Raw genomic sequence first — 24,485 nt, forward strand, 5'->3', positions numbered from 1 at the left:
ACGGTTTATCCAGGAGTTCATCGTGCGCAAGTTGACCCAAATGGCCGTAGTGGCCGCGGCGCTGGTCGCCACCCCGGCTTTCGCCGAAATGAAGGTTGCCGTTCTGAACTATCAGATGGCCCTGCTCGAGTCCGATGCCGCCAAGAAGTACGCCGTGGATGCCGAAAAGAAGTTCGGCCCTCAGCTGACCAAGCTCAAGGGCCTGGAAAGCAGCGCCAAGGGCATCCAGGATCGCCTGATCAAGGGCGGCGACAAGATGCAGCAGCAGGAGCGTGAGCGCCTGGAGCTCGAGTTCAAGCAAAAGGCCCGCGACTTCCAGTTCCAGTCCAAGGAACTGAACGAAGCCAAGGCCGTTGCCGACCGCGACATGCTCAAGCAGCTCAAGCCCAAGCTGGACGGCGCTGTCGAGGAAGTGATCAAGAAGGGCGGTTACGACCTGGTGCTCGAGCGCGGTGCGGTCATTGATGTCAAGCCTCAGTACGACATCACCCGCCAGGTTATCGAGCGTATGAACCAAGCCCGTTGATATGACCGTGACCATGACGCTTGGCCAACTGGCCGAGACCCTCGGGGCCACCCTCAAGGGTCCCGAGACGCTGCAGATCACAGGCCTTGCCACCTTGCAGGAGGCCGGGCCGGGTCAGTTGAGCTTTCTTGCCAACCCGCAGTACCGCAAGTACCTGGACCAGAGCCAGGCGGCTGCCGTGCTGCTCAAGGCCGCCGATGCCGAGGCGTTCGCCGGCCATGCCCTGATCGTTGCCGATCCTTACCTGGCGTATGCCCGCATTTCCCACCTGTTCGACCCCAAACCCAAGGCTGTGGCGGGGATTCACCCCAGCGCCGTGGTGGCCGGGGATGCCCAGGTGGATGCGACGGCCAGTATCGGGCCTTTCGCGGTCGTTGAAAGCGGTGCGCGTATCGGAGCCCATGTCACCATCGGCGCCCATTGCTTCATCGGTGCTCGCTGCGTGATCGGTGAAGGGGGCTGGCTGGCGCCGCGGGTCACGCTGTATCACGATGTCACCATTGGCAAACGGGTGGTTATCCAGTCCGGCGCAGTGATCGGTGGTGAAGGCTTTGGCTTTGCCAACGAAAAAGGCGTGTGGCGCAAGATTGCCCAGATTGGCGGTGTGAGCATCGGTGACGATGTGGAGATCGGTGTGAACACGGCCGTGGACCGTGGCGCGCTGTCCAACACCTGTATCGCCGACGGCGTCAAGCTCGACAACCAGATCCAGATTGCCCACAACGTGCAGATCGGGGAGCATACGGCCATGGCTGCGTGCGTGGGTATCTCCGGCAGCACACGTATCGGCAAGCATTGCACCATCGCCGGTGGCGTGGGCATGGTCGGTCATATCGATGTTTGCGACAACGTTTTCGTGTCCGGGATGACCATGGTGACCCGCTCGATCACCGAGCCGGGTGGCTATTCTTCCGGTACTGCCATGCAGCCTCTGGCTGACTGGCGCAAGAGCGCCGCGCGCATCCGCCACCTGGACGACATGGCCAAGCGTCTCCAGCAGCTGGAAAAACGCGTCGATACCGTGACCTCAGGTGGGCAGCCGACATCAGAAGGCTGATACCATTTCCTGAGCAAGAGTGAACAGTCGCTAGCTGGCTCCTCTTTGGATTGCAAAAGGAGCGTGTGGTCAGCACCTGCGCTCCCTATTCTTATACAGGCTTCCCCCCCGAAATGATGGACATCAACGAGATTCGCGAATACCTGCCTCACCGTTACCCGTTCCTGTTGGTGGACCGCGTGACGGATCTGGATTACGAGGCCCAGAGCATTCGTGCCTACAAGAATGTCAGCATCAACGAGCCGTTCTTCAACGGCCACTTCCCGGCGCACCCCATCATGCCCGGCGTCCTGATCATCGAAGCCATGGCCCAGGCGGCCGGCATTCTCGGTTTCAAGATGCTCGATGCCAAGCCTGCCGACGGCACCCTGTACTATTTTGTCGGCTCCGACAAACTGCGTTTCCGTCAGCCGGTGCTGCCGGGTGACCAGCTGGTGCTGGAAGCGAAGTTCCTGAGCCGCAAGAGCATGATCTGGAAGTTCGAATGCCGTGCCCTGGTCGACGGCAAGGCAGTATGCTCGGCCGAAATCACCTGTGCGGAACGCTCCCTATGAATTCGATTGATCCTCGGGCCATCATCGACCCTTCGGCCAAGCTGGCCGAAGGCGTCGAGGTGGGCCCTTGGTCGATCGTTGGCCCCGATGTCGAAATCGGGGAGGGCACCGTCATCGGCCCACACGTTGTGCTCAAGGGGCCGACCCGGATCGGCAAGCACAACCGTATCTTTCAGTTTTCCTCGATTGGCGAAGACACTCCGGACCTCAAGTACAAGGGTGAGCCGACTCGCCTTGTGATCGGCGATCACAACGTTATCCGTGAAGGCGTCACGATTCATCGCGGTACCGTGCAGGATCGCGCCGAAACCACCGTTGGCGACCATAACCTGATCATGGCCTATGCCCACATTGGCCATGACAGTGTGATCGGCAGCCACTGCATCCTGGTCAACAACACCGCGCTGGCGGGCCATGTGCATGTGGGCGACTGGGCGATCCTGTCCGGGTTCACCCTGGTGCACCAGTATTGCCACATCGGCGCCCATGCGTTTTCCGGCATGGGCACGGCCATCGGCAAGGACGTACCCGCGTTCGTCACCGTTTTCGGCAGCCCCGCCGAAGCGCGCAGCATGAACTTCGAAGGCATGCGCCGCCGTGGTTTCAGCGACGAAGTAATCCATGTGCTGCGTCGCTGCTACAAGATCGTCTACCGCCAGGGCCTGACGGTGGAGGATGCATTGCGCGAACTCGAAGCGCCGGCGGCGCAGCATCCGGAGGTCGAGCTGTTCCGCCAGTCGATCGTGAGTTCGGCCCGCGGCATTACGCGCTGACATGGCCCAGCTCTGCGTAGCCCTGGTCGCGGGTGAAGCCAGCGGCGACATTCTCGGTTCCGGCTTGATGCGCGCCTTGAGGGCGCGCCATCCCGATGTGCGCTTTATCGGGGTCGGTGGCCCGCTCATGGAAGCCGAAGGCCTGCAATCCTACTTCCCCATGGAGCGTTTGGCCGTCATGGGGCTGGTCGAGGTGCTTGGTCGCCTGCGTGAATTGCTCAAGCGTCGCAAGCTGCTGGTCCAGACCCTGATCGAGCAGAAGCCGGACGTGTTCATCGGTATCGATGCGCCCGACTTTACCCTGGAGATCGAACTCAAGCTGCGCCAGGCGGGGATCAAGACCGTTCATTACGTCAGCCCATCAGTGTGGGCATGGCGGCAGAAGCGTGTGTTGAAAATCCGTCAGGGCTGTGACCTGATGCTGACACTGTTGCCGTTCGAGGCCCGCTTCTACGAAGAACAGGGCGTGCCGGTGCGATTCGTCGGCCACCCCCTGGCCGATACCATTGCCCTGCAGGCGGATCGGCCCGCAGCGCGCGCCGCCCTGGGGCTGGGCGAGGGCCCGGTGGTCGCCCTGATGCCCGGCAGCCGCGGGGGTGAAGTCGGGCGCCTGGGTGCGTTGTTCCTCGATGCAGCGCAACGTCTGCAGCAGCGGGTGCCGGGGGTGCGCTTCGTGCTGCCCTGTGCCAATGCCGCCCGCCGCGCCCAACTGGAGCAGATGCTCGAGGGTCGCGACTTGCCGTTGGCCCTGCTCGATGGCCGTTCGCACGAGGCGCTGGCCGCCTGTGACGCCGTCCTGATCGCATCGGGTACAGCTACCCTGGAAGCGCTGCTGTTCAAGCGGCCCATGGTGGTTGCCTACCGCCTGGCGCCGCTGACCTACTGGATACTCAAGCGGCTGGTCAAAAGCCCCTACGTGTCCTTGCCCAACCTGCTAGCGCGCCGTGCGCTGGTGCCCGAATTGCTGCAAGACGCCGCGACCAGCGAAGCGCTGGTCGATGCGCTGCTGCCCTTGCTGCGCGACGGCACCGGACAAACCGACTCGTTCGACGAGATTCACCGCACCTTGCGCCGGGATGCCTCCAACCAGGCCGCCGACGCTGTGCTGGGCCTGCTGGAGAAACGCTGACATGCAGTTCGGTCTGGATTTCAACCTGGTCGAAGACCTGGTCGCCGGCGTCGACGAAGTGGGCCGCGGCCCCCTGTGTGGTGACGTGGTGACGGCTGCCGTGATCCTGGATCCGGCACGGCCAATCCTTGGGCTTAACGATTCGAAGAAGCTGACCCAGGCGCGCCGCGAAGCCTTGTTCGATGAAATTTGTGACAAGGCCTTGAGCTTTTTCATTGCCCGCGCCGCGGTCGAGGAAATCGATCGCCTCAACATTCTGCATGCCACCATGTTGGCCATGCAGCGCGCGGTAGAAGGTTTGCACATCACGCCGAACATGGCCTTGATCGATGGCAACCGCTGCCCGCAGTTGTCGGTGCCATCGGCGTCGGTGGTGCAGGGGGACGCCAAGGTGCCCGCCATCGCGGCCGCTTCGATCCTGGCCAAGGTGACGCGTGATCGCGAGATGGGCGCCTTCGAGCTGATCTACCCCGGCTACGGCATGGGCGCGCACAAAGGCTACCCGACGCCGGTGCACCTGGAGGCGCTGGCACGGCTCGGGCCCACACCCATTCATCGTCGATCGTTTGCGCCCGTGCGTGCCGCCTGGGGTGTGCGTGAGGCTGTGACCGCCTCGCTGATCTGATACCCGCCATTGCGTACCCAAGGGGCTCAAGCCCTGCGGGGCCGGGCTGGGCGGCTTACCCTGGCACCTGCTCAGGTAGCCCTGCCGTCGCACGGCGGCAACCGGCGCCCAAAACCCCTGCCCAATTGAGCTACAATCGCGCCCTTGTCGTTTAGCACTGCTACAGGATTATTCATGTCGGTTTCCTTCGTTCACCTGCGCGTCCACTCCGAATTCTCGCTGGTCGACGGTCTGGTCCGGATCAAACCGCTGGCCAAGGCGCTGGCCGGGATGAACATGCCTGCGGTGGCGATCACTGACCAGAGCAACATGTGCTCACTGGTCAAGTTCTACAAGGCGGCCATGGGGGCGGGCATCAAGCCGATCTGTGGTGCGGACCTGTGGTTGGCCGGCGAAGATGCACAGGCGCCGCTGTCGCGCATCTGCTTCCTGGCCATGAACCCCCAGGGCTACCGTAACCTAACCGAGCTGCTCTCCCGGGGCTGGACCGAGGGCCAGCGCAATGGCCTGGTCATCATCCAGCGCGACTGGATTGCAGCGGCCAGTGAAGGTTTGATCGCGCTGTCGGCGGGCAAGGAAGGTGACATCGGCATGGCGTTGCTGGGGGGGCGCAGCGAGGAGGCGCAAGCGCTGCTGGAGGACTGGATGGCCATGTTCCCCGAGCGCTTTTATGTCGAAGTCCAGCGCACCAGTCGCCCCAGGGATGAAGAGTATGTGCATGCCGCCGTGGCCCTGGCCGATCGGCTGGGTGCGCCGCTGGTGGCCACCAACGATGTGCGTTTCATCAAGCAGACCGATTTCGACGCCCACGAGACCCGGGTGTGCATCGGTGAAGGCTGGACACTGGACGATCCGCGTCGCCCGCGCCTGTACAGCGACCAGCAATACCTCAAGTCGGCCGAAGAAATGGCCGAGCTATTCAGCGACCTGCCGGACGCCCTGGCCAACACCGTCGAAATCGCCAAGCGCTGCAATATCCAGGTGCAACTGGGCAAGTACTTCCTGCCCGACTTCCCGACGCCCAATGGCATGGGGATCGATGATTACCTGCGGCACGTGTCCCACGAAGGGCTGGAAGAACGCCTGGCGGTGCTGTGGCCGAAAGAGACCACGCCCGACTACGAGCAAAAGCGCCAGGTGTACCTGGACCGCCTCAAGTTCGAGCTGGATATCATCATCCAGATGGGCTTCCCCGGCTACTTCCTGATCGTGATGGACTTCATCAAGTGGGCCAAGAACAATGGCGTACCGGTGGGGCCTGGCCGGGGGTCGGGTGCAGGTTCGCTGGTGGCCTATGTGCTCAAGATCACCGACCTTGACCCACTGGCCTACGACCTGCTGTTCGAGCGCTTCCTGAACCCTGAACGGGTGTCCATGCCCGACTTTGACGTCGACTTCTGCATGGACGGTCGGGACCGGGTGATCGACTACGTGGCAGAGGCCTACGGGCGTAATGCCGTGAGCCAGATCATCACCTTCGGCACCATGGCGGCCAAGGCCGTGGTGCGCGACGTGGCGCGCGTGCAAGGCAAGTCCTACGGCCTGGCCGATCGTCTGTCGAAGATGATTCCGTTCGAAGTGGGCATGACCCTGGAGAAGGCCTACGAGCAGGAAGAAATCCTGCGCGATTTTCTCAAGGGTGACGAAGATGCTCGTGAAATCTGGGACATGGCCCTGAAGCTCGAAGGCGTCACGCGCGGTACCGGCAAACACGCCGGTGGCGTGGTCATCGCGCCGACCAAGCTCACCGATTTCTCGCCCATCGCCTGCGACGAAGAGGGCGGCGGCCTGATCACCCAGTTCGACAAGGACGACGTGGAGGCGGCGGGCCTTGTGAAGTTCGACTTCCTCGGCCTGCGCACCCTGACCATCATCAAGTGGGCGATGGAGATCATCAACCGTGAGCAGGCCAAGAAAGACCTGCCCGACCTGAACATCGACTTCATCCCGCTCGATGACCGCAAGACCTACGAGCTGTTGCAGAAGGCCGAAACCACGGCGGTGTTCCAGCTCGAGTCGCGCGGCATGAAAGAGCTGATCAAGAAGCTCAAGCCCGACTGCCTCGAAGACCTCATCGCCTTGGTGGCATTGTTCCGTCCCGGCCCGCTGCAGTCGGGCATGGTGGACGACTTCATCAACCGCAAGCACGGCCGTGCCGAGCTGGCCTACCCGCATCCGGACTATCAGTACGAAGGCTTGCAGCCAGTACTGGCGCCGACCTACGGCATCATCCTGTATCAGGAACAGGTAATGCAGATTGCCCAGGTGATGGCCGGGTACACCCTGGGCGGCGCCGACATGCTGCGCCGGGCGATGGGCAAGAAAAAGCCCGAGGAAATGGCCAAGCAGCGCGGCGGTTTCATCGAAGGCTGTGCCAACAATGGAATCGATGGGGATCTTGCAGGCAACATCTTCGACCTGGTAGAGAAGTTCGCAGGCTACGGCTTCAACAAATCTCACTCGGCGGCCTATGGCCTGGTGTCCTATCAGACGGCCTGGCTCAAGACCCACCACCCGGCACCGTTCATGGCGGCGGTGCTGTCGGCGGACATGCACAACACCGACAAGGTGGTGGTGCTGGTCGAGGAAGTGCGCACCATGAAGTTGCGTCTGGATGCGCCAGATGTGAACTTCTCGGACTTCAAGTTCACCGTCAACGACGATGGCCGCATCGTCTATGGCCTAGGCGCGATCAAGGGCGTAGGCGAGGGGCCTGTGGAGGCGATCGTCGAGGCCCGTGCCGAGGGCGGCCCGTTCAAGGACCTGTATGACTTCTGCGAGCGCATCGACCTTAAGCGCGTCAACAAGCGCACCCTCGATGCGCTGGTGCGCAGTGGCGCGCTGGACCGGCTCGGCCCGCACTTTCACGACGAGATCAAGGCCTACCACGCCCACATCGACATCAACCGGGCCATCCTGCTGGCCGCACTGGGCGATGCCATCAAGGCGGCCGAGCAGACGGCCCGCACGGCCGACAGCGGCCACATCGACCTGTTCGGCGGCATGTTCGACGAACCGGACGCTGACGTGTATGCCAGTTACCGCAAGGCGCGGCCACTGACACTCAAGGAACGGCTCAAGGGCGAGAAGGACACGTTGGGCCTTTACCTCACCGGCCACCCGATCGATGAATACGAGGCTGAAATCCGCCGCTTCGCGCGCCAGCGCATCATCGACCTCAAGCCGTCGCGCGAAACCCAGACCATTGCCGGCATGATCATCGCCCTGCGGGTCATGAAGAACAAAAAGGGCGACAAGATGGGGTTCGTCACCCTGGACGACAGGTCTGGGCGTATCGAGGCCTCGCTGTTTGCCGATGCCTACATCACGGCCCAATCACTGCTGCAGAACGATGCGATGGTGGTGGTCGAAGGGGAGGTCAGCAACGACGATTTCTCGGGTGGCCTGCGGCTGCGGGTCAAACAGGTGATGACCTTGGAGGATGCCCGCACCAAGCTGGCCGAGAGCCTGCGCCTGAAGGTCGCCCACGAGGCGCTCAAGGGCGATCGCCTCAAGTGGCTGGGTGAGCTGATCACCCGTCACCGCGGCGCTTGCCCGATCACGCTGGAATACACCGGCAGCGATGCCAAGGCCATGCTGCAATTTGGCGACCAGTGGGCCATCGACCCCGCAGACGGGCTGATTCAGACCCTGCGTGACCAGTTCGGACGTGAGAACGTCTTTTTGCAATACCGTTGAGCCGCTCAACATTTAATCTCGACCTGAAGGCGCCTGATCCCTTAAGGTATGGCGCCAAACGGATCAACCGGCCGGCCGCCTGGCCGTAGACCCAAGACGGATGACTATGAACCCGAACTTTCTCGACTTCGAACAGCCGATTGCCGACCTGCAAGCCAAGATCGAAGGCCTGCGCCTGGTAGGCAACGACAATTCGCTGAACATCAGCGATGAAATTGCCCGTCTGCAAGACAAGAGCAATACCCTGACCGAAAGCATCTTCGGCAACCTGACCAGCTGGCAGATCGCTCGCCTGGCACGTCACCCGCGTCGTCCCTATACCCTGGACTACCTGCAGCACATCTTCACCGAATTCGAAGAACTGCACGGCGACCGCCACTTCTCCGACGATGCCGCCATCGTTGGCGGTACGGCACGCCTGGACGGCAAGCCGGTCATGGTCATCGGGCACCAGAAGGGCCGCGAAGTGCGGGAAAAGGTTCGCCGCAACTTCGGCATGCCGCGCCCCGAGGGCTACCGCAAGGCGTGCCGCCTGATGGAAATGGCCGAGCGTTTCCGCATGCCGATCCTGACCTTCATCGACACGCCGGGTGCCTATCCAGGCATCGATGCCGAGGAACGTAACCAGAGCGAGGCCATTGCCTGGAACCTGCGCGTGATGGCGCGCCTGAAGACGCCCATCATCGCCACGGTGATCGGTGAAGGCGGGTCGGGCGGCGCACTGGCCATCGGCGTGTGCGACCAGCTGAACATGCTGCAGTACTCCACCTACTCGGTCATTTCGCCCGAAGGCTGCGCTTCGATCCTGTGGAAGACGGCCGACAAGGCTGCCGATGCCGCCGAGGCCATGGGCATCACGGCTGAGCGCCTCAAGAGCCTGGACATCGTTGACAAGGTCATCCCGGAGCCACTGGGTGGCGCTCACCGTGATCCTGCCGCCATGTCCGAAAGCATCCGCGCCGAGCTGGTGCAGCAGCTGGACATGCTCAGCGGGTTGGACCACGACGCCCTGCTGGCTCGCCGTTACGATCGCCTGATGAGCTACGGCGTCTGATCGCCCTCGGGGCCGTCTGTCGGCCCGTCGGGTGAGCCTGTATCCCAGGCTCACCCACATCCGTCACCCAGGTTGATCGAGGCCTCGATGATTGATCTCGCCCCCTGGCTATGCGCCCGTACGTGGTACGTCGCCCTCTCTGGCGGCCTCGATTCCACCGTCCTGCTGCACTGGCTCGCCGCCTACGCCCGTAGCCATCCTGCACCGCCGCTGCGCGCGATTCACATCCATCATGGCCTGCAACCCGTCGCGCAGGCGTGGCCTGCCCATTGCCAGCGTGTGTGCGATGACCTGGGCGTCGAGCTGCAGGTCATCGAGGTCGACGTCGCCCCAGGCCCGAGCCTGGAGCAGGCTGCCCGTCAGGCCCGTTACGCTGCGTTCGAGCGGGTGTTGGCGGCAGGTGACATGCTGTTCACCGGCCAGCACCGCGACGATCAGGCTGAAACGCTGCTGTTTCGTCTGCTGCGGGGCGCGGGGTTGCGTGGCCTGGCGGCGATGCCGAGGGAGCGGGCGCTAGGGCAGGGCAGGCTGGTCAGGCCGTTGCTTGGTTGTTCCCGGCAACAGTTGCAAGGCTATGCCCAGGCGCATGCGTTGGGCTGGGTCGAGGACCCTTCGAATGCCGACACACGGTTTGCCCGCAACTATCTGCGCAGGGAGGTCTTGCCGTCCCTTGTGCAGCGCTGGCCGCAAGCCGGGCAGAACCTGGCCCGTGCCGCCGAACACCTGGGCGAAGCCCTGAGCCTGCTGGACGAGCTGGCCGAAAACGACCTGGCGCCCGTACGCCAGGGTGCTCCTGCTGCTTGGCCTGGGCTCGACTCGCTGGATCTGGCCGGCCTGCTCGCGCTTTCACCTGCCCGCCAGCGCAATGCGTTGCAGTATTGGCTCAGCCACCGAACCCGGTTGCCCGACGCGCGCCACTGGGCCGGCTGGGCGGACCTGCGCAACGCCGCGGTCGATGCCTGCCCCGTGTGGCAACTGGCCGATGGCCAACTGGTGCGCAGCCAGGGGCGCATCTGGTGGCTGAGCGGCGACTGGTTGCAAACGCCCTGTAAGGCCATGGAGTGGGAAAACGCCGATCAGCCGTTGGCCTTGCCTGGCAACGGCAGCGTGCGACTTGTTGGCGCAGGCGCGCTGACGGGCCTGCGTATCGGCTACCGTCAGGGCGGGGAGTGGCTGGACATCCCAGGGCGCGGGCGACGTGATCTCAAGCGCTTGCTCAATGAACTGCACGTGCCGCATTTTCTGCGCCTGCGCCTGCCGCTGCTCTACCAAGGCGAGCGGCTGCTGGCGGTGGCCAACCTGCCCAGTCTGGCCCAAGGCAATTACTGTCTGCACTGGCAGTTGCCGACCAGCGCGCAAGGTTTGAGCTAGTGGGTACATTCGGGTAGACTACCCTCCCTTCTTGATACAGCTTCTGTGGGTTCCGCGAAAACACAGGAGTTGCCGATTACCAAGCAGTTTTTTGCTGGGCTGATTCTTAGAAATGACGAGCGAGCGCCCTGCCAGGGTTACCCCTGGTCTGTACACACGCGGCAGTTTTTCGAGATGCACTGTGATTGACGCAGGTGATCGGGGGCGTTTGCCCTCCTTCGCTATCTCCGGCGGCGCTGGCCGCTTTAACGCAGACTTCTAGGGTTTTTCATGACGCGCTACATATTCGTCACGGGCGGTGTTGTTTCTTCATTGGGGAAAGGCATTGCCTCGGCTTCCCTGGCGGCCATCCTGGAGGCGCGGGGCCTGAAGGTCACCATGCTCAAGCTGGATCCGTACATCAACGTCGACCCAGGCACCATGAGCCCGTTCCAGCACGGTGAAGTATTCGTCACCCAGGACGGCGCCGAGACCGACCTGGACCTGGGCCACTATGAGCGGTTCATCCGCACCACCATGACCCAGAACAATAACTTCACCACCGGCCGCGTCTACGAGCACGTGCTGCGCAAGGAACGCCGTGGTGACTACCTGGGCGCGACCATCCAGGTCATCCCGCACATCACCGATGAAATCAAGCGCCGCATCATCAAGGGTGCAGGCGATGCCGACGTGGCCTTGGTCGAGATCGGCGGCACCGTGGGCGACATCGAGTCCCAGCCGTTCCTCGAAGCCATTCGCCAGCTGCGCGTGGAAGTAGGCTCCAAGCGCGCGATGCTGATGCACCTGACGCTGGTGCCTTACATCGCCACTGCCGGTGAAACCAAGACCAAGCCGACCCAGCACTCGGTCAAGGAGCTGCGCTCCATCGGCCTGCAGCCTGACGTGCTGATCTGCCGCTCCGATCATCCTGTCGATGCATCCTCGCGCCGCAAGATCGCCTTGTTCACCAACGTTGAAGAGCGTGCGGTGATTTCGCTGGAAGACGTCGACACCATCTACAAGATTCCAGGTGTCTTGCATGCCCAGGGCCTGGACGACTTCGTCGTCGAGCGTTTCGGCCTGCAGTGCACGGGTGCCGACCTGTCCGAATGGGACAAGGTGGTCGACGCCAAGCTCAACCCGGAGCATGAAGTCACCATCGCCATGGTCGGCAAGTACATGGAGCTGCTCGATGCGTACAAGTCGCTGATCGAAGCGATGAGCCACGCGGGCATCACCAACCGCACCAAGGTCAACCTGCGCTACATCGATTCCGAAGACATCGAGAACCAGGGCACCAGCCTGCTCGAAGGCGCCGATGCCATCCTGGTCCCCGGTGGTTTCGGTCTGCGCGGTGTCGAAGGCAAGATCACGGCGGTGCAATACGCCCGTGAGAACAAGGTGCCGTACCTGGGTATCTGCCTGGGCATGCAAGTGGCCGTCATCGAGTTCGCCCGTAACGTGATGGGCTGGCGCGACGCCAACTCCACCGAGTTCGATCGCGATAGTGGTCATCCGGTCGTCGGTCTGATCACCGAGTGGGCAGACGCCACCGGTGCGGTCGAAACCCGCAGCGAGGCGTCCGACCTGGGCGGCACCATGCGCCTAGGTGCTCAGGACTGCCAGCTGGCTGCAGGTTCCAACGTGCATGCGTGCTATGGCAAGGACATCATCACCGAGCGCCACCGTCACCGCTACGAAGTGAACAACAACCTGCTGCCGCAACTGGTGGACGCGGGCCTGGTGGTTTCCGGTCGTTCCGAAGACGGCGCCCTGGTCGAGGTGGTGGAGTCCAAGGACCACCCCTGGTTTGTCGCCTGCCAGTTCCACCCGGAGTTCACCTCCACCCCACGCGATGGCCACCCGCTGTTCAGTGGCTTCGTCAAGGCGGCGCTCGCCCAGAAGAACAAGGCCTGATCCATGCCCCAGAAGATCATCCGCGTCGGTCACATCGATATCGCCAACGACAAGCCATTCGTCCTGTTCGGTGGCATGAACGTGCTGGAATCCCGCGACCTGGCCATGAAGGTGTGCGAAGAGTACGTGCGGGTTACCGAAAAGCTCGGTATCCCCTATGTGTTCAAGGCCAGCTTCGACAAGGCCAACCGGTCCTCGGTCACCTCCTACCGCGGCCCTGGTATGGAAGAAGGCCTGAAGATCTTCGAGGAGATCAAGCGTACCTTCAACGTGCCGGTGATCACCGATGTGCACGAGCCTTACCAGGCCGAGCCGGTAGCCAAGGTCTGCGACATCATCCAGTTGCCGGCTTTCCTGTCGCGCCAGACCGACCTGGTCGTGGCGATGGCCAGGACCGGCGCGGTGATCAATATCAAGAAGGCCCAGTTCCTCGCACCCCAGGAGATGAAACACATCCTGACCAAGTGCGAAGAAGCCGGTAATGACCAATTGATCCTGTGCGAGCGTGGTTCGAGCTTCGGTTACAACAACCTGGTCGTGGACATGCTCGGCTTCGGTGTCATGAAGCAGTTCGAATACCCGGTGTTCTTCGACGTGACCCATGCCCTGCAGATGCCGGGTGGTCGTGCCGACTCCGCTGGCGGGCGCCGCGCTCAGGTGACCGACCTGGCCAAGGCTGGCATGAGCCAGGGGCTGGCAGGGCTGTTCCTCGAAGCTCACCCCGATCCGGACAACGCCAAGTGCGACGGCCCGTGTGCCCTGCGCCTGGACAAGCTGGAGCCATTCCTGGCTCAGCTCAAGCAACTGGATGACCTGGTGAAAAGTTTTCCGACGGTAGAAACCGCGTAAAGCACTTTTCTCGGGTAAAGTACCGTCCGATTCACCCCTGACCACTCGGTCAGGGGCTCCCTTCGCCGGGCCTGCCACAGCATCCTCGTCCGGTGAACGGCAAGAATTTTCTAAGCTGCGTTGTTTTCGTCAATTCTGGAGTGCTTACAACAATGGCAAAAATCGTCGACATCAAAGGTCGTGAAGTTCTCGATTCGCGTGGCAACCCCACCGTGGAAGCCGATGTACTGCTCGACAACGGCATCATCGGCAGCGCGTGCGCGCCGTCCGGTGCTTCCACCGGCTCGCGCGAAGCGCTGGAGCTGCGTGATGGCGACAAGAGCCGTTACCTGGGCAAGGGTGTGCTGAAGGCTGTCGCCAACATCAATGGCCCGATCCGCGACCTGCTGCTGGGCAAGGACCCTTCCGACCAGAAGGCCCTGGACCACGCCATGATCGAGCTGGACGGTACCGAGAACAAGGCCAAGCTGGGCGCCAACGCGATCCTGGCCGTGTCCCTGGCGGCTGCCAAAGCGGCTGCCCAGGATCAGGACCTGCCCCTGTACGCCCACATTGCCAACCTCAACGGCACTCCAGGCCAGTACTCGATGCCGGTACCAATGATGAACATCATCAACGGTGGCGAGCATGCCGACAACAACGTCGATATTCAGGAGTTCATGGTCCAGCCAGTGGGCGCCAAGACCTTCTCCGACGGCCTGCGCATGGGGACCGAGATCTTCCATCACCTCAAGGCCGTGCTCAAGGCCCGTGGCCTGAACACTGCCGTCGGTGACGAAGGTGGCTTCGCCCCTAACCTGGCCTCCAACGAAGATGCCCTCGGCGCCATCGCAGAAGCCGTCGAGAAAGCCGGCTACAAGCTGGGCACCGACGTGACCCTAGCCCTGGACTGCGCCGCCTCCGAGTTCTATGAAGACGGCAAGTACAACCTGTCCGGCGAAGGCAAGTCGTTCGACGCCGAAGGCTTTGCCGACTACCTCAAGGGCCTGACCGAGCGCTTCCCGATCATTTCGATCGAAGATGGCCTGGACGAGTCCGACTGGGCTGGCTGGAAGATCCTCACCGACAAGATCGGCGAGAAGGTGCAGCTGGTCGGTGACGACCTGTTCGTGACCAACACCAAGATCCTCAAGGAAGGCATCGAGAAGGGCATCGGTAACTCGATCCTGATCAAGTTCAACCAGATCGGTTCGCTGACCGAGACCCTGGAAGCCATCCAGATGGCCAAGGCCGCCGGTTACACGGCCGTGATCTCCCACCGCTCGGGTGAAACCGAAGACTCCACCATCGCCGACCTGGCCGTGGGTACTGCGGCCGGTCAGATCAAGACGGGTTCGCTGTGCCGTTCTGACCGCGTGTCGAAGTACAACCAATTGCTGCGCATCGAAGAGCAACTGGGTGCCAAGGCGGTTTACCGTGGCCGTACCGAGTTTCGCGGCTAAGCAAGAGATGGTAAAAAGACAGCAGCCGGAGCTGTAGGAACGTTCGTACCGTAACTTCCTACGTTCCATCGGGTTTCTGTCTGAGAAGCCTGGCCTCGGCCAGGCTTCGTGCTATCTGAGACCCTGAACCAACAGGGTCTTTCAACCTGGATATCTTGATGCGCAGTCCTTATTGGTTGTTCCTGGTCCTGCTTCTGCTGCTGGGCGGCCTGCAATACCGTTTGTGGGTAGGCAATGGCAGCCTAGCGCAGGTGGCCGAGCTCAAGCAGCAGATTGACGAGCAGCATGCCGAGAACGAGCGGCTGCTGGAGCGTAACCGTGTGCTCGACGCCGAAGTGCTGGAGTTGAAAAAAGGCATGGAAACTGTCGAGGAGCGTGCCCGCCACGAGCTCGGCATGGTCAAGGAAGGCGAAACCCTCTTTCAGTTGCCCCAGAAATGAGTGAACGCTTGCCGGCCTTCTGGGCCGTGATCCCTGCAGCGGGTGTGGGCGCCCGCATGGCTGCCGATCGTCCCAAGCAATACCTGGAGCTGGCAGGGCAGACCATCATCGAGCACAGCCTGGCGTGTTTTCTCGACCACCCTTCCCTCAAGGGGGTCGTGGTCAGCATCGCTGAACACGACCCGTACTGGCCCGGCCTTCGGTGCGCCAGCGACCCGCGCATCCGCCGGGCTGCCGGAGGGCGCGAGCGTGCTGATTCGGTGCTCAATGCCTTGCTGCTGTTGCATGCCCAGGGCGCGGAAGATGATGACTGGGTGTTGGTGCACGACGCGGCGCGGCCCAACCTGGCACGCAGTGACCTGGACAAGCTGCTGGCTGAATTGGCAGATGATCCGGTGGGCGGCCTGTTGGCCGTACCAGCCCGTGACACGCTCAAAAGGGCCGACGGCCACGGGCGCGTCAGCGCCACGGTTGACCGCAGCACCATTTGGCAGGCCTATACACCGCAGATGTTCCGTTTGGGGGCGCTGCATCGGGCACTGGCCGAGTGCCTAGTGTCGGATGTGGTGGTGACCGATGAGGCTTCGGCCATTGAATGGTCCGGTCAATCGCCACGGCTGATCGAGGGCCGCAGTGACAACCTCAAGGTTACGCGCCCTGAAGACCTGGAGTGGCTGCGCCAGCGCTGGAGTGGGAGACGTTGACCTGGGCCGTTCACCTCGCCAGTGATTGAATCAGGCTGCCAGCGCCCGCCATTGTGGCTGAGCGCCGGTCATGCCCGATACTCCGGCAGACCTGCCAGGCCCTCTTTCAGGTAGTCCACCAGGCGCCGCACTTTGGGCGACAGGTGCCGCTGCTGCGGGTACAAGGCCCACACCGCCGTATTGGGAGGTTGGTGGGCTTGCAGCAGCGGGACCAAAGCACCGCTGTGCAGGTGTTCGAGCACGTAGTAATCCGGCAATTGGCACAAGCCGATGCCCTGAAGCGCCGCGTCCAGCACCGCCTGGCCGCTGTTGCACCGCCAGTTGCCCTGAACGCGCTGGCTGATTTCACGCCCCTCCATTTGCAACGCCCACACATCCGAACTGCCTATCAGGCAGTTGTGCCTGGCCAGTTCCGACAGGCTGTGCGGCCTGCCGTAGCGCGCCAGATAGCCTGGCGAGGCGCACACGTACATGCGCCGGGGTGCCAGGCGCGTCGCGATCAGGCGCGAGTCGGCCAGGCGACCGAGGCGGATGGCCAGGTCCATGCCTTCGTGCAGCAGGTCCAGGGTCTGGTTGCTCAGTTCGACGTCCACCCTCAACTGCGGGTACAACGCCATGAAACGGGTGACCAAGGGCACGATGAAGCGCTCGCCGTAGGCCACGGCGCATGTCATGCGCAGCAGCCCCTTGGGCTCGCTGGCCAGATCGCCCATCGCCCGCAGCGCTTCCTCGCGCCCATCCTGCAGCCGCTGGCAGTGCTGCAGGAACGTCTGACCGGCCTCGCTGAGCGTGACTTTTCGTGTGCTGCGATACAGTAAGCGCGTCTGTACGCGTTCTTCCAAGCGCGCTATCTGCCGGCTTACATGGGAAGAGGACACGCCCAGCCGTTCCGCTGCCGCCGTGAACTGCCCCAATTCGGCCACGGCAACGAATTCATCGATGCCCTCCCAGCGGTTATTCATGATTATCCCTGCACGGCAATAATGTTTTGTCTTTCACCGGATTATTCAACAATTGCGGGTGAAATACACTGTCTGCCGATTTCATTCCTATCTGGAGACCCTGCGATGATCAAGTCCCGCGCTGCCGTAGCTTTCGAAGCCAAGAAGCCCTTGGAAATTGTCGAAGTCGATGTGGCCATGCCCAAGGCGGGCGAGGTGTTGCTGCGCGTGGTCGCCAGCGGCGTGTGCCACACCGATGCCTATACCTTGTCCGGTGCTGACCCGGAAGGCATCTTCCCATCGATCCTCGGCCACGAAGGCGGCGCCATCGTCGAAGCCGTGGGCGAGGGCGTGACCTCAGTGGCGGTGGGTGACCATGTGATTCCGCTGTATACCCCTGAGTGTGGCAAGTGCAAATTCTGCCTGTCCGGCAAGACCAACCTGTGCCAGGCCATCCGCGCCACCCAGGGCAAGGGCCTGATGCCCGACGGCACCACGCGTTTCTCCTACAAGGGTCAGCAGTTGTTCCACTACATGGGCACCTCGACCTTCTCCGAATACACCGTGTTGCCGGAAATTTCGGTGGCCAAGATCCAGAAAGAGGCGCCGCTGGAGAAGGTCTGCCTGCTGGGCTGCGGCGTGACCACGGGTATTGGCGCAGTGCTGAACACCGCCAAGGTACAACCGGGTGATACCGTCGCCGTCTTCGGGCTGGGCGGCATTGGCCTCTCGGCCATCATCGGTGCGGTCAAGGCCAAGGCCTCGCGCATCATCGCCATCGACATCAACCCGGCCAAGTTCGAAATCGCTCGCCAACTGGGCGCTACCGATTGCATCAACCCCAAGGAGTACGATCGCCCGATCCAGGAAGTGATCGTCGACCTGACCGACGGCGGCGTGGACTTCTCCTTCGAGTGCATCGGCAACGTGCAACTGATGCGTGCCGCCCTGGAGTGCTGCCACAAGGGCTGGGGCGAGTCGGTGATCATCGGTGTCGCCGGCGCCGGTCAGGAAATCGCCACCCGGCCGTTCCAATTGGTCACCGGGCGCGTCTGGCGCGGTTCGGCCTTCGGCGGCGTGCGTGGCCGCAGCGAATTGCCGAGCTACGTGGAAATGTCCGAGAAGGGCGAGATTCCGCTGGATACCTTCATTACCCACACCATGGGCCTGGAGGACATCAACAAGGCCTTCGACCTGATGCACGAAGGCAAGAGCATTCGCAGCGTCATTCACTTCTGAGGCTTGCTATGACCCTGGACAACATTTCCTGCCAGAAGAGCTTCGGCGGCTGGCACAAGCGTTACCGCCACACCTCCAAGGTGCTGGGTTGCGACATGGTCTTCGCCGTCTACCTGCCACCTCACGCCGAGCAGGGCGAGAAGCTGCCGGTGCTGTACTGGCTTAGCGGCTTGACCTGCAACGACGAGAACTTCATGCAGAAGGCCGGCGCCCAGCGCCTGGCCGCGGAGCTGGGGCTGATCATCGTTGCGCCCGACACCAGCCCTCGCGGCGAGCAGGTACCCGGCGATCCTGACGGTGCCTGGGACTTTGGTCTGGGTGCTGGCTTCTACCTCAACGCCACGCAGCAACCCTGGGCTCAGCACTACCGCATGCACGATTACGTGGTGCAGGAACTGCCGGCCCTGATCGAGGCGCATTTCCCGGCTTCGGGCGAGCGCAGCATCAGTGGGCACTCCATGGGCGGGCACGGCGCCCTGGTCTGCGCATTGCGCAACCCCGGCCGCTATCGCTCGGTGTCGGCGTTTTCGCCGATCTGCAATCCGATGGATTGCCCTTGGGGCGAAAAGGCCTTCAGCCGCTACCTGGGTGAAGAGCGCACGCGTTGGCGTGAGTGGGATGCCAGCGTGTTGCTGGCCGAAACCCCGTCGGGGCAGTGCCCCCCGTTGCTGGTGGACCAGGGCGATCGCGACGACTTCCTCGAAAAGCAGCTCAAGCCTGAGGCCCTGGAGCAAGCGGCGCGCAAAGGCGGTCATGAGCTGACCCTGCGCCTGCAGCCTGGCTACGATCACAGCTACTACTTCATCGCCAGCTTCATCGAGGAGCACCTGCGCCACCACGCGGTAGCCCTGGGACGGGTGTAGCCGTAGGGCAGCCAGCCGGCGACGTTCGCCGGCTCTGCACCTTGGCGTGGCAAATGCAGGTAGAATCACGCCCTGACTCATTCAGGGCGTTTTCTTATGCGTATTGGCCACGGCTACGATGTGCACCGGTTCTGCGACGGTGATTTCATTACCCTGGGCGGGGTGCGTATCCCCCACAAGTTCGGCCTGCTGGCCCATTCCGATGGTGACGTGCTGCTGCATGCCCTGAGCGATGCATTGCTCGGCGCCGCCGCACTGGGTGATATCGGCAAGCACTTCCCCGACACCGACCCGCAATTCAAGGGCGCCGACAGCCGCGTGCTGCTGCGTCATGTGCTGGATGTCGTTCGGGCCAAGGGCTGGCAAGTGGGTAACGTCGACGCCACCATCATTGCCCAGGCGCCGAAGATGGCACCCCACATCGAGGTCATGCGCCAGCGCATCGCCGACGATCTTGCGGTGGGCCTCGACCAAGTCAACGTCAAGGCCACGACGACCGAGAAGCTGGGCTTCGCCGGGCGTGAGGAGGGGATCGCCGTGCACGCGGTTGCCCTGTTGCTGCCGGCATGACCGAACTGGATCTGTTGGGCCCAAGGGCGTCGGGGCAAGCCCTGGGCACGGCTGTGCTCAAGGCCGTTGCCGAAGATTTTCAGGTCGACGAAGTGCTTGATATCCCGCTGTCTGGCCAGGGCGAGCACCTGTGGCTATGGGTGGAGAAGCGTGAGCTCAATACCGAGGAAGCGGCCCGCCGCCTGGCCAGGGCCGCCGGGGTGCCTGCGCGCGCCATCAGCTACGCCGGGCTCAAGGACCGCCAGGCCTTGACCCGCCAGTGGTTCAGCCTGCATTTGCCGGGCAAGGCCGACCCAGACCTGTCGCGGGCCGAGGATGCCAATCTGCGCGTGCTCAAGCAGATGCGCCACCAGCGTAAATTGCAGCGCGGCGCGCATTCGTCCAACGGCTTCACGCTGCGCCTGACCCAACTGGCAGCCGATCATCAGGCTGTCGATGCGCGCCTGGCCCAGCTCAAGGCGAACGGTGTGCCCAATTACTTCGGTACCCAGCGCTTCGGGCATGCCGGCGGCAACGTGCATGACGCCCTGGGTTGGGCCGAGCGCCAGGCCTTGCCTGAGCAACGTAACGTTCGCTCGCGCCTGCTTTCAGCCGGTCGCAGCTACCTGTTCAACCAGGTGCTGGCCGCACGGGTAAACGATGGCAGCTGGGCCCGTGCGCAAGTGGGCGATCTGCTGGCGTTCACCAACAGCCGCAGTTTTTTCCCTGCTGCTGAGGCCGAATGCGCTGATCCTCGCCTGGCTGTTCTCGACCTGCACCCTACAGGCCCTCTGTGGGGCGAGGGTGATTCGCCAGCCGGCGGTCGAACCGGGGCGTTGGAGAATTCGGTCGGTGCCGCCCAGCCCGCGCTGTGCCAGTGGTTGGCAAAGGCGGGCATGGATCACGAACGGCGTATTCTGCGGCTCCCTATTACTGGCCTTACGTGGCATTATCCCGAGCCTGATATCCTGCAACTGGAATTCGTCCTTCCGGCCGGATGCTTCGCCACCGTCGTGGTGCGCGAGGTGGTGGATCTGGTGTCGGCAGGGCAGACGGACAGCCCATGCGTATTCTGATTTCGAACGACGACGGTGTGACCGCACCAGGCATCGCCGCGCTGCACGCTGCGCTTGCCGATTACGCGCAGTGCACGGTCATTGCACCTGACCAAGACAAGAGCGGCGCCGGCAGCTCGCTGACGTTGGATCGGCCGCTGCACCCGCAGACACTGGCCAACGGCTTCATCAGCCTCAATGGTACGCCGACCGACTGCGTGCACCTGGGGCTGAACGGTCTGTTGCCGTACACCCCGGACATGGTCGTGTCGGGCATCAACCTGGGGGCCAACCTGGGCGATGACGTGCTGTACTCGGGTACGGTGGCCGCAGCGCTGGAGGGGCGCTTCCTGGGCGGTACGTCGCTCGCGTTCTCGCTGCTTTCGCGCCAACCGGACAACCTGCCGGCCGCGGCTCATATCGCCCGTCGTCTGGTCGAGGCACAGTCGCGCCTGGCGCTGCCGCCGCGTACCGTCCTCAATGTCAACATACCCAACCTGCCGCTCGAGCGCATTCGTGGCATCCAGCTGACGCGACTGGGTCATCGGGCGCGGGCTGCGGCACCCACCAAGGTGGTCAACCCGCGTGGCAAGGAAGGCTACTGGATCGCAGTTGCCGGTGATGCCGAGGACGGCGGTCCGGGTACTGACTTCCATGCGGTGATGCAAGGCTATGTTTCCATCACCCCGTTGCAGCTTGACCGAACCTTCAACGACGCCTTCGAGCAGCTCGATGGCTGGCTGGAGGGCTTGCTTTGATGCGTGAGGACGATATGTTGCGTCGGGGCATCGGCATGACGTCCCAACGCACCCGCGAGCGCCTGATCCAGCGGCTGTGCGAGGAGGGCGTGTCCAGCCCCCAGGTGCTCGATGTGATTCGCCGCACGCCACGCCACCTGTTCGTGGACGAGGCACTGGCCCATCGGGCCTATGAAGATACCGCGCTGCCCATCGGCCACAACCAGACCATTTCGCAACCGTTCATGGTGGCGCACATGAGCGAATTGCTGCTGGAGGCGGGCCCGCTGGATAAGGTGCTGGAGATTGGCACAGGCTCGGGCTACCAGACCGCCGTGCTGGCGCAATTGGTCGAGCGGGTATTCTCGGTCGAGCGCATCAAGGTTCTGCAGGACCGGGCCAAGGAACGCCTGGTGGAGCTGAACCTGCGCAACGTGGTGTTTCGTTGGGGCGATGGTTGTGAAGGGTGGCCGGCACTGGCCCCCTACAATGGCATCATCGTCACCGCCGTTGCGCCGGAAGTGCCCCAGGCGCTGCTCGATCAACTGGCGCCGGGTGGGCGGATGGTGATTCCAGTGGGATCACCCGGTGAGGTGCAGCAGTTGATGCTCATCGTACGAGAAGAGCATGGGTTCTCACGCCGCGTACTCGGAGCGGTACGCTTCGTGCCCCTGCTCAATGGGCCGGTGGCCTGATTCATCGGGGCATCGACGGGCTATTTTTGCACCTGCGTCGAATTCTTGCAGGATCGACCTGTCTATCTGGCGGTGCACACACGTTGCGCGAGTGTGTTGCAGCCGCCTGCCAAGACCGGCGAGCTTCGTTATAATTGCAACAATATTGCATTCTTGTCTTGAAACGTTTTCGGCACCATGAGGGGAGCGCGGGTGGGTCACACAGTCTTTCGGCAGCGCAAGGACAGCTCGGGTCTCAGGCTCCTGGTGCTGGTACTGGCCATGGGCACACTGCTGGTGGGGTGTTCGAGCTCTGGCAGCAACAGTGCGCGTGTCGTCGACCGCAACAGCAGCGCGCCCAAACGGCCGACCGTGACCTCCGGTCAGTATGTGGTCAAGCCAGGCGACACGCTCTTCTCCATCGCGTTTCGCTACGGTTGGGACTACAAGGAGCTCGCGGCACGCAACGGTATCGCCCCGCCGTATACCATTCGCCCTGGCCAGCCGATTCGCTTCAGCAGCGGGGCCTCGAGCAGCACCACCGTGGTGGCCAGCCCGTCCTCGTCCAGCCGGACCACGGTCACCCGCCGTCCTGTAGGTGCCACGGCATCTACTCCTGCCACGACCACCAAGACCGTTACCACATCCAGCTCGGCGAGCACGCCAGTGGTCGCTACCGTGCCTGCGGCCGAGCGTGCGGCCGGTGGCTGGACCTGGCCAGCTAACGGGGTTTTGATCGGCAAATTTGCTTCAAACGGTAGTTTGAATAAAGGCATTGATATCGCCGGTGATTTGGGACAGCCTGTTTTTGCTGCGGCCAGTGGATCAGTGGTGTACGCCGGGAGTGGTTTGAGGGGCTACGGCGAGCTGATCATCATCAAGCACAGCGATACCTATGTCAGTGCCTACGGCCACAACCGCAGGCTCTTGGTACGGGAGGGGCAGCAGGTCAAGGCAGGGCAGTCGATTGCTGAAATGGGGTCTACAGGCACAGATCGGGTGAAGTTGCATTTCGAAATTCGCCGCCAGGGCAAACCCGTCGACCCTCTCCAGTTCCTGCCACGCCGTTGATTGTTGTTTCCAGTCTGTTCCGCTGACATGGAGGGGACAGGCTCAAGCGCTGCCAGGGAGACAGGCGCCGCTCGAGTCTGAGTTCGAACTCAGCAAAGGACTATAACAATGGCTCTCAGCAAAGAAGCGCCGGAGTTTGACATCGACGATGACGTCCTCCTCATGGAGACGGGCATCGTTTTGGAAACGGATGTGGTGTCAGACGAACCTGCTGTACCTTCGGTTCGGACCAGGGCCAAATCAGGCTCTTCGCTTAAACAACACAAATATATCGATTACAGCCGGGCGCTTGATGCGACTCAGTTGTACCTCAACGAAATCGGCTTTTCGCCCTTGCTTTCGCCGGAAGAAGAAGTGCACTTTGCGCGCTTGTCGCAAAAGGGCGACCCCGCTGGCCGCAAGCGCATGATCGAAAGCAACCTGCGCCTGGTGGTGAAAATCGCGCGCCGCTACGTGAACCGAGGGTTGTCGTTGCTCGATCTGATCGAGGAAGGCAACCTGGGGCTGATTCGCGCGGTGGAGAAGTTCGATCCTGAGCGGGGCTTTCGTTTCTCGACCTACGCCACCTGGTGGATTCGGCAGACCATCGAGCGGGCGATCATGAACCAGACCCGCACCATTCGCCTGCCCATCCATGTGGTCAAGGAACTCAACGTTTACTTGCGCGCGGCGCGCGAGCTGACCCAGAAGCTGGACCACGAGCCTTCGCCGGAAGAGATCGCCGCCTTGCTCGAGAAGCCGGTTGCCGAGGTCAAGCGCATGCTGGGTCTCAACGAGCGGGTTTCCTCCGTGGACGTGTCCCTGGGCCCTGACTCGGACAAGACGCTGCTCGACACCCTGACGGATGATCGACCCACAGACCCGTTCGAGCTGCTGCAGGACGATGACCTGTCGCAGAGCATCGATCAGTGGTTGGGTGAACTGACCGACAAGCAACGTGAAGTGGTGGTGCGCCGGTTCGGCTTGCGTGGGCACGAAAGCAGTACGTTGGAGGACGTCGGTCTGGAGATAGGCCTGACCCGCGAGCGGGTGCGGCAGATACAGGTCGAGGGGCTCAAGCGGCTGCGTGAGATTCTGGAAAAGAACGGCCTATCCAGCGAGTCGCTTTTTCGTTAGTCCCGGGTTTTGCGCTGCGTTCAGAAACGCCCCAATAAAAAGGGGCGTTTTTGCGTCTGGGGTTTGAAGAATCATGCTATCAACGAGCTTTGCGTGGTCAGAGGCGTTCGTACCGGTC

At 62.6% G+C, this 24,485-nt stretch carries 23 protein-coding genes; 22 read left to right on the forward strand and 1 reads right to left on the reverse strand.

Going from position 1 to position 24,485, the window contains the following annotated elements; all coding sequences use genetic code 11:
* The first annotated feature begins 22 nt into the window (after positions 1-22).
* From ACK59L_RS13300 to ispD, 14 genes are all read left to right on the forward strand, one after another.
* Positions 23-526, forward strand: coding sequence for an OmpH family outer membrane protein (locus ACK59L_RS13300; protein WP_023534153.1), 504 nt, complete (start codon positions 23-25; stop codon positions 524-526).
* A gap of 1 nt (position 527) precedes the next feature.
* Positions 528-1,583: a UDP-3-O-(3-hydroxymyristoyl)glucosamine N-acyltransferase gene (gene lpxD, locus ACK59L_RS13305; protein WP_409274090.1), complete on the forward strand. Its 1,056-nt coding sequence runs from the start codon at positions 528-530 to the stop codon at positions 1,581-1,583.
* A 113-nt stretch (positions 1,584-1,696) separates the two neighbouring features.
* The gene (fabZ, locus tag ACK59L_RS13310) at positions 1,697-2,137 is read left to right on the forward strand and encodes a 3-hydroxyacyl-ACP dehydratase FabZ (protein ID WP_023534097.1); all 441 of its coding nucleotides are present in this window, start codon (positions 1,697-1,699) and stop codon (positions 2,135-2,137) included.
* Positions 2,134-2,910 (forward strand): acyl-ACP--UDP-N-acetylglucosamine O-acyltransferase, encoded by a 777-nt coding sequence (gene lpxA, locus ACK59L_RS13315; protein WP_027913879.1) that lies wholly within the window; start codon positions 2,134-2,136, stop codon positions 2,908-2,910. The genes fabZ and lpxA overlap by 4 nt, the downstream gene beginning before the upstream one ends.
* Before the next feature lies 1 nt (position 2,911).
* Positions 2,912-4,039: a lipid-A-disaccharide synthase gene (lpxB, locus tag ACK59L_RS13320; protein WP_409274094.1), complete on the forward strand. Its 1,128-nt coding sequence runs from the start codon at positions 2,912-2,914 to the stop codon at positions 4,037-4,039.
* A 1-nt stretch (position 4,040) separates the two neighbouring features.
* Entirely contained in the window at positions 4,041-4,664 is a 624-nt protein-coding gene (gene rnhB / locus ACK59L_RS13325; protein ID WP_196136334.1) for a ribonuclease HII, read from the forward strand.
* 174 nt (positions 4,665-4,838) lie between these two features.
* Positions 4,839-8,363 carry a DNA polymerase III subunit alpha gene (gene dnaE / locus ACK59L_RS13330; protein ID WP_144965299.1) on the forward strand — a complete coding sequence of 1,175 codons (3,525 nt, stop codon included), beginning with the start codon at positions 4,839-4,841 and terminating at the stop codon, positions 8,361-8,363.
* 106 nt (positions 8,364-8,469) lie between these two features.
* Positions 8,470-9,417, forward strand: a complete 948-nt coding sequence (locus ACK59L_RS13335) for an acetyl-CoA carboxylase carboxyltransferase subunit alpha (RefSeq protein WP_027913883.1) — start codon at positions 8,470-8,472, stop codon at positions 9,415-9,417.
* Positions 9,418-9,504: 87 nt separating this feature from the next.
* Entirely contained in the window at positions 9,505-10,788 is a 1,284-nt protein-coding gene (gene tilS / locus ACK59L_RS13340) for a tRNA lysidine(34) synthetase TilS (RefSeq protein WP_409274097.1), read from the forward strand.
* A gap of 270 nt (positions 10,789-11,058) precedes the next feature.
* Positions 11,059-12,687 (forward strand): CTP synthase, encoded by a 1,629-nt coding sequence (locus ACK59L_RS13345; protein WP_409274099.1) that lies wholly within the window; start codon positions 11,059-11,061, stop codon positions 12,685-12,687.
* Positions 12,688-12,690: 3 nt separating this feature from the next.
* Positions 12,691-13,536, forward strand: coding sequence for a 3-deoxy-8-phosphooctulonate synthase (kdsA, locus tag ACK59L_RS13350; RefSeq protein WP_058639512.1), 846 nt, complete (start codon positions 12,691-12,693; stop codon positions 13,534-13,536).
* 152 nt (positions 13,537-13,688) lie between these two features.
* Positions 13,689-14,978 carry a phosphopyruvate hydratase gene (eno, locus tag ACK59L_RS13355; protein ID WP_058605315.1) on the forward strand — a complete coding sequence of 430 codons (1,290 nt, stop codon included), beginning with the start codon at positions 13,689-13,691 and terminating at the stop codon, positions 14,976-14,978.
* 158 nt (positions 14,979-15,136) lie between these two features.
* Positions 15,137-15,418 carry a cell division protein FtsB gene (gene ftsB / locus ACK59L_RS13360; RefSeq protein ID WP_023534037.1) on the forward strand — a complete coding sequence of 94 codons (282 nt, stop codon included), beginning with the start codon at positions 15,137-15,139 and terminating at the stop codon, positions 15,416-15,418.
* The gene (gene ispD / locus ACK59L_RS13365; protein WP_058639511.1) at positions 15,415-16,122 is read left to right on the forward strand and encodes a 2-C-methyl-D-erythritol 4-phosphate cytidylyltransferase; all 708 of its coding nucleotides are present in this window, start codon (positions 15,415-15,417) and stop codon (positions 16,120-16,122) included. Before ftsB ends, ispD begins: the two co-directional genes overlap by 4 nt.
* A gap of 68 nt (positions 16,123-16,190) precedes the next feature.
* On the opposite strand, the gene ACK59L_RS13370 is transcribed toward ispD, so the two are convergent.
* Positions 16,191-17,084: a LysR substrate-binding domain-containing protein gene (locus ACK59L_RS13370; protein WP_196136337.1), complete on the reverse strand. Its 894-nt coding sequence runs from the start codon at positions 17,082-17,084 to the stop codon at positions 16,191-16,193.
* Between the two features lie 105 nt (positions 17,085-17,189).
* Here ACK59L_RS13370 and ACK59L_RS13375 point away from each other — a divergent pair, with 105 nt between their 5' ends.
* From ACK59L_RS13375 to rpoS, 8 genes are all read left to right on the forward strand, one after another.
* Positions 17,190-18,302: an S-(hydroxymethyl)glutathione dehydrogenase/class III alcohol dehydrogenase gene (locus ACK59L_RS13375; RefSeq protein WP_023534027.1), complete on the forward strand. Its 1,113-nt coding sequence runs from the start codon at positions 17,190-17,192 to the stop codon at positions 18,300-18,302.
* 8 nt (positions 18,303-18,310) lie between these two features.
* Positions 18,311-19,165, forward strand: coding sequence for an S-formylglutathione hydrolase (gene fghA / locus ACK59L_RS13380; protein ID WP_409274104.1), 855 nt, complete (start codon positions 18,311-18,313; stop codon positions 19,163-19,165).
* Between the two features lie 96 nt (positions 19,166-19,261).
* Positions 19,262-19,735 (forward strand): 2-C-methyl-D-erythritol 2,4-cyclodiphosphate synthase, encoded by a 474-nt coding sequence (gene ispF / locus ACK59L_RS13385; RefSeq protein ID WP_058605320.1) that lies wholly within the window; start codon positions 19,262-19,264, stop codon positions 19,733-19,735.
* Entirely contained in the window at positions 19,732-20,790 is a 1,059-nt protein-coding gene (gene truD, locus ACK59L_RS13390; RefSeq protein ID WP_058605321.1) for a tRNA pseudouridine(13) synthase TruD, read from the forward strand. Before ispF ends, truD begins: the two co-directional genes overlap by 4 nt.
* Positions 20,778-21,527 carry a 5'/3'-nucleotidase SurE gene (gene surE / locus ACK59L_RS13395; protein ID WP_058605322.1) on the forward strand — a complete coding sequence of 250 codons (750 nt, stop codon included), beginning with the start codon at positions 20,778-20,780 and terminating at the stop codon, positions 21,525-21,527. Before truD ends, surE begins: the two co-directional genes overlap by 13 nt.
* A 35-nt stretch (positions 21,528-21,562) precedes the next feature.
* Positions 21,563-22,201 carry a protein-L-isoaspartate(D-aspartate) O-methyltransferase gene (locus tag ACK59L_RS13400; protein ID WP_167339267.1) on the forward strand — a complete coding sequence of 213 codons (639 nt, stop codon included), beginning with the start codon at positions 21,563-21,565 and terminating at the stop codon, positions 22,199-22,201.
* A 192-nt stretch (positions 22,202-22,393) separates the two neighbouring features.
* Positions 22,394-23,251: a peptidoglycan DD-metalloendopeptidase family protein gene (locus ACK59L_RS13405; protein WP_409274107.1), complete on the forward strand. Its 858-nt coding sequence runs from the start codon at positions 22,394-22,396 to the stop codon at positions 23,249-23,251.
* Between the two features lie 108 nt (positions 23,252-23,359).
* Positions 23,360-24,367: an RNA polymerase sigma factor RpoS gene (gene rpoS / locus ACK59L_RS13410; protein WP_023534146.1), complete on the forward strand. Its 1,008-nt coding sequence runs from the start codon at positions 23,360-23,362 to the stop codon at positions 24,365-24,367.
* Positions 24,368-24,485: the final 118 nt, after the last annotated feature.

Origin of the sequence: Pseudomonas sp. KCJK9111 (assembly GCF_046231935.1) — a bacterium.
Taxonomy (GTDB): Bacteria; Pseudomonadota; Gammaproteobacteria; order Pseudomonadales; family Pseudomonadaceae; genus Aquipseudomonas; species Aquipseudomonas parafulva_B.